The following is a 16,844-nucleotide window of genomic DNA, read 5'->3' as shown; positions in this document are numbered from 1 at the left end:
CAGGTTTGCAGATGCAGTTAACAGCAACACAGCGCACTTCCTATAACATTAAAGCTCTTGTTTTAGTGCTCCTTGGATTAGTGGCGTTGATCTGGCTAGTAGATAACGCGCTACCCTACCAATTATCGGTGACAGAGTGGCAGACCTACTTTTTTCATCGAGATGATAGTGACTACCGCCAACTGATCCTCCATTTTACCTTTTTCCCTCGCTTATCGATGGCGCTGCTATGTGGCGCCGCGTTGGCAGTTGCGGGATGCTTGATGCAGCATCTTTTGCAAAATCCGTTGGCCTCTCCAACAACACTTGGCGTGGCTGCTGGAGCAGAACTTGGCATGACGACCAGTCTGCTGTTTGGTATCGCTGGTGGCAGTATTGTTCAGTACTCCTTTGCTTTTGGTGGCGGTATGGTTGCCGCCGCGTTAGTGTTCTTGTTGACCGCTAAAAAAGGGTTCGCTCCTTTGCAAATGGTGCTGGCTGGTATGGTGGTGACTTTGTTTTTGGGGGCGACCAACATGATGTTGGTTATGCTTAATGAGCAGCAGCTAACTAGTCTGTTTGTATGGGGAGCTGGCGCGCTCGCCCAGCAAGGTTGGGACAATAGCATCACCATTTTAACTGTGTTGAGTGTGATTCTAGTGGTGGTCATGGCAATGCTACGGCCGCTTTCTGCCTTAGAACTAGGTAGTGAAGTTGCTGAGTCGGCTGGCGTGAATGTCGCTAGAGTTCGAGCCATCGGCCTGACGCTCGCGGTTATCGTGACATCGGTTGTTGTGGCGACAGTGGGAGTGATTGGCTTTGTCGGTCTTGTCGCTCCCACTATTGCAAAAATGCTTGGTGCTAGACGGTTCGTGCATCGAGTGTTTGTTAGCGGTGGTGTTGGCGCATTGCTGCTGTTAACCGCTGATCTGATCATTCAGCCATTCTCAGGTGTCTCAAGTGAACTATTGCCAACCGGTGCCATGACGGCGTTGTTTGGGGCGCCATGCCTTCTTTGGTTGCTGACTAAACACAAATTTGCTTCCAGTTTTAAGGCAGAAGAAGTTGCTAGCAAAGCTTACAATCCAAAACCTTTTGTTCTAGTTTCTTTGATTCTTGCTGCGATATTACTCACGATAGCAAGCTGTGCGCTGTTCTTGGGGCGAACTCATTTAGGTTGGAGTGTTACAGCGGACCTTAATATTCTCAACCTTCGTCTTCCTCGTGTTTTAGGCGCAATATTTGCGGGCTGTGGACTGGCTTTAGCGGGGACCATGGTACAACGAATCACAGTTAACCCAATGGCGAGTCCAGAGGTAATGGGTATTAGCTCTGGTGCGGCATTGGCTTTGGTGCTTTGCGCGTGGTTTGGCTTCACACCAACAAGAGGCGAACAAATCCTTTATGGGGGAGTGGGTGCGGCACTAGTAATGATGGTGATCTTGCAATTTAGTAAACGCTCGAACTATGCCCCATCGCAGTTACTTCTCACGGGTATTGCTGTGAGCGCGGCGCTAGATGCTATCCTTCGAGTGGCGTTATCATCTGGTCAAGATAATGTACAAGCACTATTAACCTGGTTGTCTGGCTCAACTTATTTGGCGAGTTATAGTGATGTGTCGGCATTGGCTATTGGTGTTGTGGTATTGGGAGGCGGGACGTTTATCGCGAGTCGTTGGTTGGATATTCTAAATCTAGGGCAGGTATCTGCTGTCTCGGTTGGAGTGAATACCAAGCGCACTCGATTGTTCTTGCTAGTGATGGCGTCTCTGCTGACGGCTCTGTCGACACTGGTTATTGGTCCACTCAGTTTTGTCGGACTGCTTGCCCCTCACATCGCTCGTGCATTAGGCCAGTATAAAGCGAAGAACCAACTTATCGTTGCTTGTTTTGTAGGGGCGATATTGATGGTATCTGCTGACTGGCTTGGTCGAACTCTTTGGTTTCCATGGCAATTTCCTGCGGGCTTAATGGCTTCTGTTGTTGGTGGTGGTTACTTCCTCCTTCTACTACGAAAGGCTTAAAAATACACAGTGAAATGTGACTGGTATCATAAAAATGGCACATTTTAGTGCCATTTTTCATTTCTGCTTTCTGATGATTCTATCATCCTGTTCCACGTCATTTCCCCGATCTTATCTGCACACTTATTCCTTTTCACGTTCGCCCTTTGTTAGGTGATGGCTATTTCTCTATTTGATGCCGTTTCAGTAAAAATTCAATATATTGATGTTGATTGTGATAATCATTAGCATTCTCATTTAATTGTCAGAGTTACGGAAGAGGTAAGAAAAATGACAACCCATCATGCCCATTTTACTGATGTGGCGGCGAACTGTTTTTGGAATGGACTGTATCGTGAGTCTGCTCTGGTTGAGATTGTGAGTAAGGAAGGTACCAAGTACCTTTGCACTCCAATTCGTGACAGCAAGTTAATTCTTGTTGAGGTGTTGAGTGAGTCTAATACCGGTATTAACCGTTATTCGCCATCAATTAAGCTGCGCAATTCACGTGGAGATTATGCAGAGACATTAAGCTTCCAGCAGGCCTGTGAACTCATCATTGCCAATGATGACATTGTAGGTAGCATCGACACTACGCAGCGCAAGCATTTCCTCGGAGCTGTATCGGAGAGTCACCGCAATACTTGGGTGGCACTTGAGCAGTATGGTCAAAGCCTAGGAGAGCAGCAAACGTCGTTTGAGGAATCTGAGCAGAGTTTGTATGTCGGGCATTCATTGCACCCAGCGCCAAAAAGTCGCTCCAATCTTAGCCTTGAAATCAGTAAACAATTATCTCCAGAGTTAAAAGCCAATTTTGCTTTGCATTGGTTTGCAGTGCGCAATGAGTGTGTATTTGGTGGCTCGGCAACAGGTAGTGATTGGCGAGAGTATGTTAAGCAACTTCAGGTGAGCGAAACGACATTACCCGACACCGCCAAACCGTATTTAAATAGTACCAGTTGGCAGGTTCTCCCGATGCATCCTTGGCAAGCGACACAGCTATTAACGCTTCCTCAAGTTCAGGAGCTGACAAACTCAGGAAAGCTAATTGATCTTGGACTAGGACACTCTACATGGTTTGCAACGTCATCCACTCGCGCTATTTATAATCCGGCTGCACCATTTATGCTCAAGTTCTCGCTGAGTGTGAAATTGACCAATTCGATTCGCTTGTTATCTGAGAAGGAATTGAAGAGAGGGACAGCACTTGCAGATATTTGCCAATCACTCTCTGATGATACGAAGAAATATTTTACCAATGGATTGTCTATCATCCATGAGCCAAGTTATTTTGGTTTAAAGGACTGCAAGGGAGAGATTATCGACGAGTCCTTGGCGACCGTACGCGACAACCCGTTTATGGTTTATGACCGACAGCCGATGAAATCTCATGGCGTGCTTGCAACCCTTTGCCAGCAGACTCCTTACAAGCAAAGCGGCTATGCATTATCCAACGAACTTCTCATGTTGGCACAGCAAAATCAAACAGATGCCGAAACATTGGCAACACAGTGGTTTGAAGCGTTCTGTGACAATGTTGTAGTACCGATTTTCGAGTTGCAAAGCCAGTTGGGTATTGTGTTACTTGCTCATCAACAGAATATCGTTGTAGAGCTAGAGCAAGGTATGCCAACCAAAGGTTACTTTAGAGACTGCCAAGGTGTCGGGTTTACTAAACTCGCATTTGAGCACTTCCCGCAATTGGGGAACCCAGAAACGACAGAGAACTATTGGGATAGAGCAAAAGTAAACCGCTATTTCCCTTACTATCTGATTTTGAATTCATGTTACGGCGTCATAGCAAGCTTATCGCCATTAGTTGAAGAAGCGATTCTATTTGACCTGTTGAAGCAGCGTCTAACTCAACTATACCAATCTGCCCCAGCCGATACAGACTGCCTGCATTATGTGCTCAACTCTGACACTTTGTGCTGCAAAGGCAACTTCTATTGTTACCTGCAAGGTTTCAACGAGAACTCCATTCCCGATCCTTCGGTTATCTATTTTGAACTTCCTAACTATTTATCACGTTGATTAAAGGATTACGTCGTGAATACAGAACAACTTGTGCGTGACGTTGAGACGCAGTTTACTCATCACCCCGACTTAGGGACAGTTTCGCTAACAGAACAAGAATGCCAGCTTTTAGGTTTTCCGATGCAGTGGTTAGATAAAACGGGAATTGATAGAGCTTGTTTCTTCCAAATTAACCTCACCGGCCTTTGCCATCAGCCCTCTGATCGTTTTCCTTATAGTAAGCAGCAAGACGACCCTACGAGAGGCTATTTGGCTACACGTCCACCTAAGCCCGAAGGTGAAGTTTACCGTCGATTTGATGTGGCGTTAGAGAAAGTTATATCGTTTCGAACGTTTGATTTCGACAAAGATCTAGCTCGCTTTACCCAATGGATGAACAACCCTCGAGTCGCTGAATTCTGGGAGCAAGCTTGGACGGAAGACAAGCTCAAAGAGTTTGTTGAAAACCGATTCTCTGATGGTTTTACGTTGCCCTTGATTGGCGAAATTGACGACCAACCATTTGGCTATTTTGAAGTGTATTGGGCTGCCCAAGATAGGTTAGCGCCTTATTATGATTATCAGGAGTTTGATCGAGGAATCCATCTGCTTGTTGGTGACGAAAATCATCGAGGCAAGCAGTACTTCGATGCATGGTTGCGTGCCTTGTGCCATTACGCTTTCTTAGACGATGTTCGAACGCAACGTATTGTCATGGAACCTAGGTTCGACAACGTGAAGCTATTCAAACGTCTTGCGAGTAGTGCGTTCGAAAAGCAGTTTGAGTTCAACTTTCCACACAAACGTTCGGCATTAATGATGATGAAACGAGAATTGTTTTTCGATCTCGCTTGGTCGATGGATAGTGAGAGGGCATAAGGTATGGATGCTAGTCAGGCTATTTCTCAGTATTGGTCGCGCGCCAATCGGAATTTGGTGGCAAAAATCATCAGTGAGTTTCACTACGAGGGTGCGTTTGAGATAGGCGAGACCTCAGATTCAAACCTCTGTGCCGCTCGTATCGGTAATGCGCAGTATCACTTCCAGGGACGTAAGCAGATATGGGGCAGCTATCGCATTGATACCGACTCATTAGTGCGTGTTTGTGAAGAGCAAAATAAGACCGCTATCGAGGCAAACTTATTATTGGCTGACCTCAAGCTTCATCTCTCAATGAGTGATCATCGAGTCGCTGAGCACGTCGAAGATATGAACGCTACGCTGTATTCCGATTGCTTGATGATGGCTGCGAATGCAAAGCGAACTGCGAGTGACATGTGTTCGATGAGCCTAATTGAACAGCAGGCGGCGATTGCAGGGCACCCTAAGTTCGCCTTCAACAAAGGAAGAAGAGGCTGGGGTGTGAGTGACTTAGAACATTACGCACCGGAATTTAGTGGTCACTTCCAGCTCGTTTGGTTGGCGATTCGTCGCACTAGTTTACAAGTTGGTATTGCCAACAATTTAAACTGGAATCACGATCTTGTAGCAAGCATGCTATCTCCATCTGAAATGGTTCTATTTGAGAACAAACTTGCTGCAGATTTTCTGGATCCAGAAGACTATCTGTTGATACCTGTTCACCCATGGCAATGGGAGAATAAGTTGGCGATGGCCTACATAAAAGAGATAAGTGATAAGACACTGGTTTATCTTGGCGGAGCAGGTAAGCAGGTCTCGCCGCAGCTATCCATTCGAACTTTGAGTGTCATTGATGATTCGAGCGGTATTCCAGCGTTTGATATCAAACTTCCTCTTACTATTATGAACACCTCGTGTTATCGAGGCATTCCAAGTCGATATATCCAAGCGGGACCTTATGCTTCGAGCTGGATAAAGCAGAAATGCGAAACAGATGCTGAGCTGCAACAGCTAGGCACTCAAGCGTTGGAAGAGCCAGCAAGTGCGTATTTAGCGTCCATTGCCTATTCACAGTTACAAGACGCTCCCTATCGATTTCACGAGTTACTCGGCGTTATTTGGCGAGAGTCGGCGGAGAGTAAACTAGAGCAAGGTGAACACGCCTATTTGATGGCATTGCTGTTTGAGATGGACAGTCATGGTCAACCTATGGTGTTAGAACTGATCAAGCAGTCTGGTCTGACGGCGACCCTATGGCTGGAAAAACTGTTTACCGCGGTTGTGATTCCTTACTATCACTTGTTGGTGAAGTATGGAATATCGCTAATCGCTCATGGGCAGAACGTCACTGTTGTATGTCGAGACGGCATTCCTGAGCGAATTCTATTAAAAGATTTTCAAGGTGATATGCGATTAGTTCAAACGGACATTCCTGAGCTAGATGCACTACCAGATATCGTCAAGCAAGTCACCACACGCCTACCGGAAGACCTGATTATTCATGATTTGCAAACCGGTCATTTCGTTACAGTACTCAGGTTTTTATCTCCGCTGCTTGAGAAAATTGAGGTGACAGAGCTGGAGTTTTACTCCGTATTAGCGAGAACCATCCGACAATATCAAGGCCGACATCCAGAGCTTGCTTCACGTTATGAAGCACTGAACCTATTCAAACCACAGATCCTAAAACTGGGCCTCAATCTGTCTAAATTCAGACACGATACCGACAACAGCAGCGACCGTATGCTTCCGGATATGGATCTTTATATGGACAACCCACTTTATTTTTCAGAGCGATAAGGACGACTACTATGGCAAATTCAAAGCAACACGAAATATACGATCTTGTAGGGATAGGCGCAGGTCCTTTCAATTTGAGCATTGCTGCGCTGTCTAATGAAGTTAATACACTAAAAACCTTATTCTTAGAGGCACGAAGTGAGTTTTCATGGCATCCGGGTTTATTACTGGATGGTGCTAATATGCAAACTCATTTCTTAAAAGATCTTGTTAGCGCTGTTTGTCCGAGGAGTGAATATTCATTCTTAAATTACCTCGTATCTAATAAAAAGTATTATCGTTTTTTGAGTACAGAACAGAGTTGTATTAGTCGACAAGAATTTTCTGATTACCTTTCTTGGGCAAGTAAAAATATGCCTAACGTTGTGTTTGATAGTGCGGTACAGAATATTGAGAAGCACGATGGCTTATATCATATTCACACTAAAGATTCGGTTTATCGTGCCCGACATATTTGTCTTGGAACAGGCAAAACCCCGTATTTTCCTGAATGTACTAAGCCTTCTCTGGGCGCCAATGTATTTCATGCGGCCGAAATTGGTTTGAGAGAGCGGAACTTAACAGGAAGAAGAGTCACCATTATTGGAGGAGGGCAGTCTGGTGCCGATATATTCCTAAATGTTTTAAGGGAGAAATGGGGTAAACCAAGTCATTTAAACTGGGTGACAAGAAGAGCGAACTATCAACCTTTAGATGAAGCTGCCTTTACCAATGAATACTTTACCCCAGAATACGTTGATACGTTTATTGGATTAAACGATAAGGTAAAACAACGTGAAATCGCCCATCAAAAACTGACATCTGACGGTGTTACTCAGAAATGCCTATTGGAGATTTATCAAGAGTTATATCAACGATTTGACGTTATGAAGGAAAAGCGTTGGATAGAGCTTCTCCCCCATCGCACTTTGACGGCACTGGAAGAAACATCACAAGGGCTGAAGCTCAAATACGCTAACGCAATCACCGAAACAGACGAGGAAGACAATGCCGACATAGTCATTCTGGCAACGGGGTATCAAGGGCAATTACCTTCCTGTGCTAAAGCACTTGAAAGTAGTTTTAAGCGTGACCAAAACAGACAGATTCGACTCAATGGAGCATTTTCTATTGAAATGAGTGACAGCGATGAAATAGGTAATGTATTTGTGGTGAATGCAGGTTTACATTCACACGGAATTGCTGAGCCACAATTAAGTTTGGCAGCATGGCGTGCGGCGAAAATAATAAATCAAGTTGCCGATCAAGCAGCATTTGATATCGAGGCTGTTAATGGCCTTATGAATTGGGGAAACATTAACATGGAACGTTATGAAGATAGAGCATTAAAAGAATTAGCCACCTCTTAAATAACAAAAATATCAATTATATAAATGGGTTATTAACGACTAATTATTGCAAAACGTGACAAATTAATAATAGAAATAGTAATAATTATCATTTATCATTCGTTTCGCTTGTGGCGCGGACGTGCTACATCAATAGCGCAGTCGATAATTAGAGTTAATAACCAAAAATGTAAAAGAGTCATAAAATGAAAATCAGCTCAAGGAAGTTCCCCCTTAACGCCATTTTGGCGACCATGATAGTGTCAGGTGTTTCAGCTTCAGCAGTGGCGGAAACTGAATCGTCAAATACCGCTACGAATACCGATGAAAAAATGGTGGTGGTAGCGAGCCGCACTCCAAAGAGTATCAGTGAAATTCCAGGTACGGTTTGGTATGTGGGTACAGAGGAAATTGAAGAACAATATCGCGCAGGCAAGAGCTTAGATGAAATCCTTGCGGCGACAGTGCCTTCTCTTGATGTAAATAGTGGTGGTCGAACGCATTCGGGACAGAACCTGCGTGGTCGAAGCATAATGGTAATGATTGACGGCGTGTCACTGCAGTCAGTACGTTCTATTAGTCGTCAGTTAGACTCCATTGACCCGTTTAATATCGAACGCATTGAAGTACTATCCGGTGCGACGTCGGTATATGGCGCTGGTTCGAGTGGTGGTGTCATCAATATTGTGACAAAAAAAGCACAAAGCAACGATCTTCAATTTGAATCATTTGTCGGTGGTACTTCAGGCTTTAACTCTAGTGAAGACGGTGATTATAAGCTCGCTCAGTCTGTTTCTGGTGGTAACGATAAAGTGCGAGGTCGTGCGTCGGTTGCCTACAATAAGACACAAGCTTACTACGATGCGAATGGTAAAATGGTGACGCCAGATATCACTCAAGGCTCGACTCAGTTCAACGAGACAGTCGACTTATTGGGTAATATGCAAATTAGCCTTACCGATACTCAAGACCTTAACCTGTTAGCTCAGTACTACAATAGTCAACAAGATTCGCCTTACGGTTTGTACTTTGAGAAGGACAACAGTGGTGTCTATAAGTTTGTTGATGTACGCAAAGGTTATGAAGCTGATCGTCAGCAAGGTACTGAGCGCTATATGCTAAGTGCACAGTACACCAATCAAAGCTTTCTGAATCATTTGCTCATCGCCGAGCTGTCGTATCGTAAGGAAGACCATACGTTCTCGCCATACACCCAAGATGGTGGAACATCACTTAAGTTAAGTTCATCTAACCAAAATACCGATATCTTCGCGCTAAAAACGGCGTTAAGTAAGTCGTTTGATAAACTGCAATTAACCTATGGTGTTGATGGATTTATTGACCGATTCTCTAGCGATCAGGCGCTTTACAATCAAACCATCACGGAAAATACTGGTGGCTTGGTTAACAAAATTGATTCTATTCAAGGACGTTATCCAGGAATTGATACCTATGCCTTAGCGGGTTTTGTTCAAGCTGAATACGCACTGACCACCGACTGGACGCTTCAGGGTGGCTATCGTTATCAGTACATGAACACCAAAGTAGATGACTTCAAGAAAAATGCGAGTACAGCGCTCGTTCCGGGTGGTGAAACGGACTACTCTGCAAACTTGTTCAACTTGGGCACTATTTACCATCTAGATCAAACCTCGCAAGTTTGGGCTAACTTCTCTCAGGGCTTTGACCTAGCAAACCCAGCGAAGTACTACGGCAAAGATCCGTCGGTCAATGTTAACGATACTAAACTAGATGGAATTCGTACCAATAGCTACGAAGTGGGGTATCGTAGCGATTGGGATAAAGTGTCACTGCAAACGGCTGCATACTACTCATACTCTGATGGTTCGGTTGAATACTCGGCTGATCAAAGTATTAAAGGTATATCCAACCCAATCCGTATCTACGGTGCGGAAGCTCAGTTAACATATTGGGCAACCAACAATCTTCAACTAGGTGCTACAGGCCATTATGTGGTTTCTGAAGAGAAAGCAGACTCTGGTTGGGAAGCGTATAAAGCGATGGAAGCTAGCGTTCCAAAAGCAAGTGCTTGGCTAGGCTGGTATGAAGACAACTACAACGTGAAGCTACAAAGTCTGTCAACGTTTGACTATAAAGATGCGGATGATCGTAAACTTGAAGGTTATACCGTTGTTGATCTAATGGGTAGCTACAAGCTGCCAGTAGGTAGCCTTGGGTTTGGTATCAAGAACCTGTTCAATGCTGACTACCAAACCACTTGGAGCCAGCGTGCAACATACTGGTATAGCGGTACTCCAGCACTGTATGACTACAAAGGTCGCGGACGTACGTTTACTTTGAACTATCAAGTTAAGTACTAATTGTTGTGATAAATAAAAGGTCTAGCACAGTCTAGACCTTTTTACTTTCTATCAGCCGGCGATATTAGTTACGTTTTGGGCCTGTTCTTACTAAGTCTTTGCCGTTTTCATACACATCTTGAGATACCCAACGACCTAGCAGGAGCTCGTGTTTGTCGCTTAATACAGCCACAAATGGACGACCATCAGAATTAGAGGTTGCTAACGCGATGCCAGCGACATCTTTTAGTCCCAATGCACCACTTTCTACTTGAATGAGAAAGTTCTCTAGCTGCTCAAGCGTTTCAATTACATCATTTTCAATATTCATCAGATTCTATCTCTTGCAGATAATGACTGGTGGCGTACTCTACCTAAGTTAAACCAAGAAACCAATAATAGGCTGGGTAGTAAATGAAAAAAGTGTTGATAGCGGGCTTTGATGTGTTTGGAGACAACACGATTAATCCTGCGTTGGAAGCGATCAAGCGATTATCCAATCAGCAGCTCCAGGGTGCAGAAATACAGGTATGCAAAGTACCCGTCACACGATATAAATCTATCGACACAGTGATTGCCGCTATTGAGACCCACCAACCAGACGTAGTTCTAACGGTTGGCTTAGGGGCTGGGCGAGCTGCGATTACACCTGAGCGAGTTGCAATTAATGTCGATGATTTCCGTATCGCTGATAATAACGGTAATCAACCGATTGATGTTCCTATTGTGCGCGATGGGCCTGATGCGTATTTCAGTACGCTGCCTATTAAGGCGATAACACTAAAACTCCAACAACAGGGTATTCCTTGTCAGGTATCTAATACGGCGGGGACGTTTGTGTGCAATCACCTATTTTACGGTGTGCAACATTACTTACGGGGTAGTGGTATTAAACATGGCTTCATTCACGTTCCATTGTTACCTGAGCAAGATATTGACGGCAGTCAGCCGACTATGTCGTTGGATAAGATTGTCGAGGGGCTGAGACTTGCCGCTCAGGTTGCGCTTAATTGTGATAAAGACAGTAAAGTGGGTGCAGGACAGATTTGCTGACAGAAGAGAAGCGAGTACCAAGAACACGGTGAACTCGTGTTCTTGGTAAAGTTGACACTACAATTGATCTTTCAGTCGAGCCATATAATACGTCGAGATAAATTCACCGTCTCGAAAGACTGAGCATAGCGCCTCACCTTCAATCTCAAAACCGAATTTAGAGTAGAGGGCGATAGCTGCTTTATTATCGGCGTTTACTTCGATCTGTACCCTTTGAACATTGAGCCAATTATCTGTTAGGTCTAACACGGTTTCCACCAATCGACTACCAATGCCTAAACCATGATATTCATCATGAACTCCAATCCCAAAGCTTGCACAGTGTGCCGTTCTTGGGCGCTGAGAGTGTTCCAGTCCAATATTACCGACAATTTTTCCGTCTAATTCGGCTACGTAGCTATACACCCCGACAGGCATATTACTTAGTCTTTCTTGCCACATTGCGACCGAAGGTAAAGGCAGTTGCAGGGTTTCTCGTTGTGCTTTTGGTTGCGAATAGAGCTGACTCAGACCCTCTGCGTCTCGTAGTTCTGTTGGTCGAATAATAACGTTCATGTCAGCCTCCTCGCTTGTGATGTTGTTAACCCCTATAACTAATTGAATTTTTTATCATAAGCAAGCGCTTTATCTTATTGGATTGAGATTAGGCACGCGTTTCAAACGAGACAGAAACCAAAGCATGGTCGGTACTGAGGTCATCAATGCCAAATATGGGGTCAATAATATGCTTGTTAGTAAGCTGATAGTCAGTCACTTCAAACATTGAGCGTTCATAGTTAGGGCAAAACTCACTTGATAGAAGAATATGGTCTAATCGACTGCCATATTCACCATAGTAATGAGTGATAGGTGGCTTAATCTCATCCACAGGGCGAACCGGCTTACCTTTTGGCACTAAATCCCAACTGTCGTGAAAATGATAAGCTTTGATGTCTGCGCGGGTATCTTTCCTTCGATGACGGTATTGGCTTCGAAACGGTTCGAACTCGTTGCTGCCAATACTGTTGTTGAAATCACCAAGCAGTAGAAAAGGTCGTTGGTAGCATCGTTTATTTTGCACTATTGCTTGGTGCAACGCGCCTGCCTCTTGAATTCGCATCAGCGATGAAAGTGTCTGACCTTGCGTTTCAACGAGCCAAGCATCGACAGTAGACTTGTTGTCTAGATTCTCGTCAGGCAGCGTTGGTCTTTTTGACTTGAGATGAACGTTGTACATGTCTAACTCCCCGATCCCCTCAATATTCAAGGAAATGTGTAATGCTGGACGGCTGAACTCGCCTTCAAAAGGCGTAAGGGAGGTGAGATTTGAATGTCGGACGATTGGGTAACGAGAGGCAAAAGCTAAAGCTGGGTGAGAATATATATATCCGGATTCTAACCGTGGCTCAGTATTGTAAGTAAAATAACCATAACCCAATGATTTAACTAAAGCCCGCAGCGCTTCAACCGAAAACACTTCCTGAAAAGCAACGACATCGGAGTTGAGTTCGCTCAGCGTTTGCTTTAGCCACAGTGTTTTTTGTTGCCATTGCTTTGCCGTGTAGATGTTCTCCATCTCATAATAGGCAAACGGTGGCTCAACAAAATTACATAAGTTGCAGGTGGTGACTTTTAATTTATTTATCTGTGTCAACGTATTAGACTCCACTAAAACTCATGTCTAATCGTGAGCATACATTTCCCAAATTAAAAATAACAGCTCCTTAGGAATTGATAATGTCTTCAACGCAAAGCGCTAGCGGATGGCGAACCCCAAAAAACTTTCTCATCATTATCTCGATTATAGTGCCAATTGCGTTTTCGAGTTGGATGGCATTGCTGAACAACTTCGTAATTGAGAAAGCTAATTTTGATGGTTCCGATATTGGTCTATTGCAAAGTGTTCGTGAGATCCCTGGATTTCTAGCCTTCACTACCGTCTTTGTTTTGCTGTTCATTCGAGAACAGAAGTTCATGATTGTTTCTTTGTTACTACTGACCTTTGGCACGGCGATTACGGGTATGTTTCCCTCTGTTGCCGGTTTGTTAATTACGACATTAATTATGTCGACGGGTTTTCACTACTTTGAAACACTAAAGCAATCCCTATCACTGCAATGGTTAAGCAAAGAAGAGGCGCCTGAAGTGCTGGGTAAACTCATCTCTGTAGGAGCATTAGCTTCGCTCTTAACCTATGGCGCGCTATGGGTGATGGTTGAGGTGTTCAAGCTAGACTACGTATGGGTTTATGGAATCAGTGGCGGTATCGGTTTTGTCTTAGTGCTGTTTATTGCCTTGGCTTTCCCACAGTTCAAAACGGAAACCCCTCAGACTAAAAAGCTGGTGCTGCGTAAGCGTTACTGGCTGTATTACGCCCTAACGTTTATGAGTGGAGCAAGAAGGCAGATCTTTACCGTCTTTGCCGGCTTCTTAATGGTGGAAAAGTTTGGTTATAGCGTCTCTGATATCACACTCCTTTTCTTGATTAACTACTTGTTTAACTTCCTATTTGCTAAAAAAATCGGTCGGTTTATTGGTGTTGTTGGTGAACGTAAGGCTCTTATGTTTGAGTATGTTGGACTGATCTTTGTTTTTGTGGGTTATGGACTGGTTCAAACGGCAGAATGGGCCGCGGCGCTTTACGTTATTGACCATCTTTTCTTTGCGCTAGCGTTAGCTATCAAAACCTATTTCCAAAAAATCGCAGACCCAGCGGATATGGCGTCTACGGCGGGAGTATCCTTTACCATTAACCATATTGCAGCTGTTGTCATTCCTGTTACCTTTGGATTCATTTGGCTGATTTCACCTTCAAGTGTGTTCTATATTGGCGCAGGAATGGCCGCGATTTCACTATTGTTGTCACTTAACATTCCTCGAAAGCCCGAAGAAGGCAATGAGGTAAGAGTACTTAACTGGAATTAGGTTAATGCCGAACCGATCCTAGAAACAAAAAAGCCACTTGGTAACAAGTGGCTTTTGCTTATGGGTTTATCGTAATTAGATGTCGAAACGGTCCGCGTTCATCACTTTGACCCAGGCGGAGACAAAGTCGCAAATAAAGGTCTCTTTGGCATCATCACAAGCATATACTTCTGCCAACGCACGCAGTTGCGAGTTTGAACCAAACACCAAGTCAGAGCGTGTGGCTTTCCACTTGGTTGCACCTGTTGCTCTCTCTAGACCGACAAACTCCGTAGCCTCTTCGTTACTCGGACGCCACTCGACATTCATATCGGTTAGGTTGATGAAGAAATCATTGCTAAGAACACCTTTACGCTCTGTAAGAACGCCATGCTCACTATTGCCGAAGTTTGCGCCTAGAACACGCAAACCACCAATCAAAACAGTCATTTCTGGCGCTGTTAGTGTTAGCAGTTGAGCTTTATCTAGCAGTAAATCTTCTTCAGACACTGAGTAGGCTTTTTGTGCGTAGTTGCGGAATCCATCGACTACGGGTTCGAGAACATTAAAGGATGCTTCATCGGTTTGAGAAGCCATTGCGTCCACGCGACCAGCAGTAAATGGAACCTCAACGTTAGTACCTGCTTCTAGGGCTGCTTTTTCAATCGCAGCGTTACCGCCAAGGACAATCAGGTCAGCAATGGAAACCACTTTGTTACCATGAGCTTGATTGAACTCCTCTTGAATTGCTTCAAGGGTTGCTAGAACACGTTCAAGTTGCGCTGGCTGGTTTACTTCCCAGCTGCGTTGAGGCGCAAGGCGAATACGTGCTCCGTTAGCGCCCCCGCGGAAATCAGAGCCTCTGAAGGTCGATGCGGATGACCACGCGGTGTAAACCAGTTCAGAAATGGTTAAGCCTGAAGTAAGGAGCTTGTGCTTCAATTCTTTAATGTCTGTGTCATCGATCATGTCACCAGAAACTGCAGGTAATGGGTCTTGCCAAATGAGATCTTCACTCGGAGCTTCTTCGCCTAGATAGCGAGATTTTGGTCCCATATCACGATGAGTCAATTTGAACCAAGCGCGTGCAAAAGCATCTGCGAATTGGTCAGGGTTATTATGGAAACGTTTAGAAATTTCCCCGTAGATAGGGTCCATACGCATTGCCATATCGGCAGTGGTCATGATAGTGGTGACTTTCTGTGATGCATCATGAGCTTTTGGGGCCATATGGTCTTCTGGAACCCCTACAGGTACCCATTGCCAAGCGCCAGCTGGACTTTTAACAAGATCCCAATCGTAGCCAAACAACATATCAAAGTAGCCGTTGTCCCATTGGATTGGGTTTGGAGTCCAAGCTCCTTCGATACCACTGGTTGTTGTGTCATCTCCCAAGCCGCTGCCAAAGTGGTTACGCCAACCGAAGCCCATTTCTTCCATTGGTGCCGCTTCCGGTTCTGGGCCCATCAGTTCAGGATCGCCTGCACCATGCGTTTTACCGAATGTATGGCCACCGGCAACAAGTGCAACGGTCTCTTCGTCATCCATGCCCATTCGAGCGAATGTGTCTCGGATATCACGGCCAGAAGCAAGGACGCTTGGCTCCCCGTTTGGTCCTTCAGGGTTAACGTAGATAAGTCCCATCTGTACCGCAGCGAGTGGATTCTCTAGTTGACGATCGCCGGAGTAACGCTCATCGCCTAACCAATCACTTTCCATGCCCCAATAAACGTCTTCCTCAGGTTCCCAAATATCTTCACGGCCACCCGCGAAACCAAAGGTTTTTAGCCCCATTGATTCTATGGAAACATTACCTGCAAGAATAAATAGATCTGCCCATGAAAGAGCTTTGCCATATTTTTGTTTTACTGGCCATAACAGGCGACGAGCTTTATCTAAATTACCATTATCTGGCCAGCTGTTTAGTGGTGCAAAACGTTGGTTGCCTGAGTTAGCACCGCCACGTCCATCCGCCGTACGGTAAGTTCCAGCCGAGTGCCAAGCCATACGAATCATAAAGGGACCATAGTGCCCATAGTCAGCGGGCCACCAGTCTTTTGAATCGGTAAGAACCGTTTCGATAGCTTGCTTAACTTCTTTTAGATCAAGTGTTAGAAATGCCTTCTTGTAATCGAAGGAAGGATCGTACGGGTTACCTTTTTTATCATTCTGATGAAGAATTCTGAGGTTGAGTTGATTAGGCCACCATTGTCGGTTTTGTGTACCTTTACCACCAACTCGAGTATGACTGCCATGCATCACTGGGCATTGCCCTTTTCCTGCGCCACTATGGTGTTTCATTTTCATCTCCATAATTTGAAATGTCCTTAAAAGCGAATGCGAATAAGGAAAATAACTAACACTGTGCACGTCCATTCCACTGTAATACATCCGATCTTTGTAGTTACAGTATGGTCGTTTGTATCACAATAAAACAACAAAAATGATTGAGTAAAATTGATTTAAATCAAGCAATTAAATAAGAATGATACTCTTTACAATAACTTACAAAATGTAAGGCTATTATGTTTAAATGCTTCAAGAGTGTAAGACACATATTTGTAGGAAAGTGAGAACAGGTGCTATTTTTTCGAAATCAA

12 protein-coding genes are annotated in these 16,844 nt (G+C 44.5%); 8 read left to right on the top strand and 4 right to left on the bottom strand.

The genetic code is table 11. The features are described from left to right. The first annotated feature begins 11 nt into the window (after positions 1–11). From fhuB to HOP38_RS24250, 6 genes are all read left to right on the top strand, one after another. Positions 12–2,003, top strand: coding sequence for a Fe(3+)-hydroxamate ABC transporter permease FhuB (gene fhuB, locus HOP38_RS24275; RefSeq protein ID WP_198559198.1), 1,992 nt, complete (start codon positions 12–14; stop codon positions 2,001–2,003). A 270-nt stretch (positions 2,004–2,273) separates the two neighbouring features. Beyond that, positions 2,274–4,016 (top strand): IucA/IucC family protein, encoded by a 1,743-nt coding sequence (locus tag HOP38_RS24270; RefSeq protein ID WP_006070377.1) that lies wholly within the window; start codon positions 2,274–2,276, stop codon positions 4,014–4,016. A 15-nt stretch (positions 4,017–4,031) separates the two neighbouring features. Next, positions 4,032–4,877, top strand: coding sequence for a GNAT family N-acetyltransferase (locus HOP38_RS24265; RefSeq protein ID WP_006070378.1), 846 nt, complete (start codon positions 4,032–4,034; stop codon positions 4,875–4,877). Between the two features lie 3 nt (positions 4,878–4,880). Next, a complete protein-coding gene (locus tag HOP38_RS24260; protein ID WP_198559197.1) occupies positions 4,881–6,659 on the top strand; it encodes an IucA/IucC family protein in 1,779 nt (592 codons plus the stop codon). An 11-nt stretch (positions 6,660–6,670) separates the two neighbouring features. Beyond that, on the top strand, positions 6,671–8,008 hold the full coding sequence (locus HOP38_RS24255) for a lysine N(6)-hydroxylase/L-ornithine N(5)-oxygenase family protein (protein WP_198559196.1): 1,338 nt from the start codon (positions 6,671–6,673) through the stop codon (positions 8,006–8,008). A gap of 185 nt (positions 8,009–8,193) precedes the next feature. Further along, positions 8,194–10,329, top strand: a complete 2,136-nt coding sequence (locus HOP38_RS24250; protein ID WP_124941456.1) for a TonB-dependent receptor — start codon at positions 8,194–8,196, stop codon at positions 10,327–10,329. A gap of 64 nt (positions 10,330–10,393) precedes the next feature. On the opposite strand, the gene HOP38_RS24245 is transcribed toward HOP38_RS24250, so the two are convergent. Next, positions 10,394–10,639: a hypothetical protein gene (locus HOP38_RS24245; protein ID WP_006070382.1), complete on the bottom strand. Its 246-nt coding sequence runs from the start codon at positions 10,637–10,639 to the stop codon at positions 10,394–10,396. An 83-nt stretch (positions 10,640–10,722) separates the two neighbouring features. Between HOP38_RS24245 and pcp the strand changes: the two genes are divergently transcribed. Beyond that, the gene (gene pcp, locus HOP38_RS24240) at positions 10,723–11,361 is read left to right on the top strand and encodes a pyroglutamyl-peptidase I (protein ID WP_198559195.1); all 639 of its coding nucleotides are present in this window, start codon (positions 10,723–10,725) and stop codon (positions 11,359–11,361) included. Between the two features lie 57 nt (positions 11,362–11,418). On the opposite strand, the gene HOP38_RS24235 is transcribed toward pcp, so the two are convergent. Together HOP38_RS24235 and HOP38_RS24230 are read right to left on the bottom strand one after the other, a co-directional pair. Next, on the bottom strand, positions 11,419–11,916 hold the full coding sequence (locus HOP38_RS24235) for a GNAT family N-acetyltransferase (RefSeq protein WP_031494714.1): 498 nt from the start codon (positions 11,914–11,916) through the stop codon (positions 11,419–11,421). 88 nt (positions 11,917–12,004) lie between these two features. Next, positions 12,005–12,994, bottom strand: coding sequence for an endonuclease/exonuclease/phosphatase family protein (locus HOP38_RS24230; protein WP_198559194.1), 990 nt, complete (start codon positions 12,992–12,994; stop codon positions 12,005–12,007). An 83-nt stretch (positions 12,995–13,077) separates the two neighbouring features. On the opposite strand from HOP38_RS24230, the gene HOP38_RS24225 reads away from it, so the two are divergent. Continuing rightward, positions 13,078–14,265, top strand: coding sequence for an MFS transporter (locus tag HOP38_RS24225; protein ID WP_006070386.1), 1,188 nt, complete (start codon positions 13,078–13,080; stop codon positions 14,263–14,265). Between the two features lie 75 nt (positions 14,266–14,340). Here the strand turns inward: HOP38_RS24225 and katG are convergent, their stop codons facing one another. Continuing rightward, positions 14,341–16,545: a catalase/peroxidase HPI gene (gene katG, locus HOP38_RS24220; RefSeq protein WP_242456578.1), complete on the bottom strand. Its 2,205-nt coding sequence runs from the start codon at positions 16,543–16,545 to the stop codon at positions 14,341–14,343. Between the last annotated feature and the right edge of the window lie 299 nt (positions 16,546–16,844).

This window comes from Vibrio mediterranei, assembly GCF_013364395.1.
Taxonomy (GTDB): Bacteria; Pseudomonadota; Gammaproteobacteria; order Enterobacterales; family Vibrionaceae; genus Vibrio; species Vibrio mediterranei.
Note: the sequence above shows the minus strand (reverse complement) of the source record. Positions and strands in the feature narration are given on the sequence as shown.

Bases quoted from the DNA above. Each gene is read 5' to 3' on its own strand.
- fhuB (WP_198559198.1), top strand. From the start codon at position 12: ATGCAGTTAACAGCAACACAGCGCACTTCCTATAACATTAAAGCTCTT.
- HOP38_RS24270 (WP_006070377.1), top strand. From the start codon at position 2,274: ATGACAACCCATCATGCCCATTTTACTGATGTGGCGGCGAACTGTTTT.
- HOP38_RS24260 (WP_198559197.1), top strand. From the start codon at position 4,881: ATGGATGCTAGTCAGGCTATTTCTCAGTATTGGTCGCGCGCCAATCGG.
- HOP38_RS24255 (WP_198559196.1), top strand. From the start codon at position 6,671: ATGGCAAATTCAAAGCAACACGAAATATACGATCTTGTAGGGATAGGC.
- HOP38_RS24250 (WP_124941456.1), top strand. From the start codon at position 8,194: ATGAAAATCAGCTCAAGGAAGTTCCCCCTTAACGCCATTTTGGCGACC.
- HOP38_RS24245 (WP_006070382.1), bottom strand. From the start codon at position 10,639: ATGAATATTGAAAATGATGTAATTGAAACGCTTGAGCAGCTAGAGAAC.
- pcp (WP_198559195.1), top strand. From the start codon at position 10,723: ATGAAAAAAGTGTTGATAGCGGGCTTTGATGTGTTTGGAGACAACACG.
- HOP38_RS24235 (WP_031494714.1), bottom strand. From the start codon at position 11,916: ATGAACGTTATTATTCGACCAACAGAACTACGAGACGCAGAGGGTCTG.
- HOP38_RS24225 (WP_006070386.1), top strand. From the start codon at position 13,078: ATGTCTTCAACGCAAAGCGCTAGCGGATGGCGAACCCCAAAAAACTTT.
- katG (WP_242456578.1), bottom strand. From the start codon at position 16,545: ATGAAACACCATAGTGGCGCAGGAAAAGGGCAATGCCCAGTGATGCAT.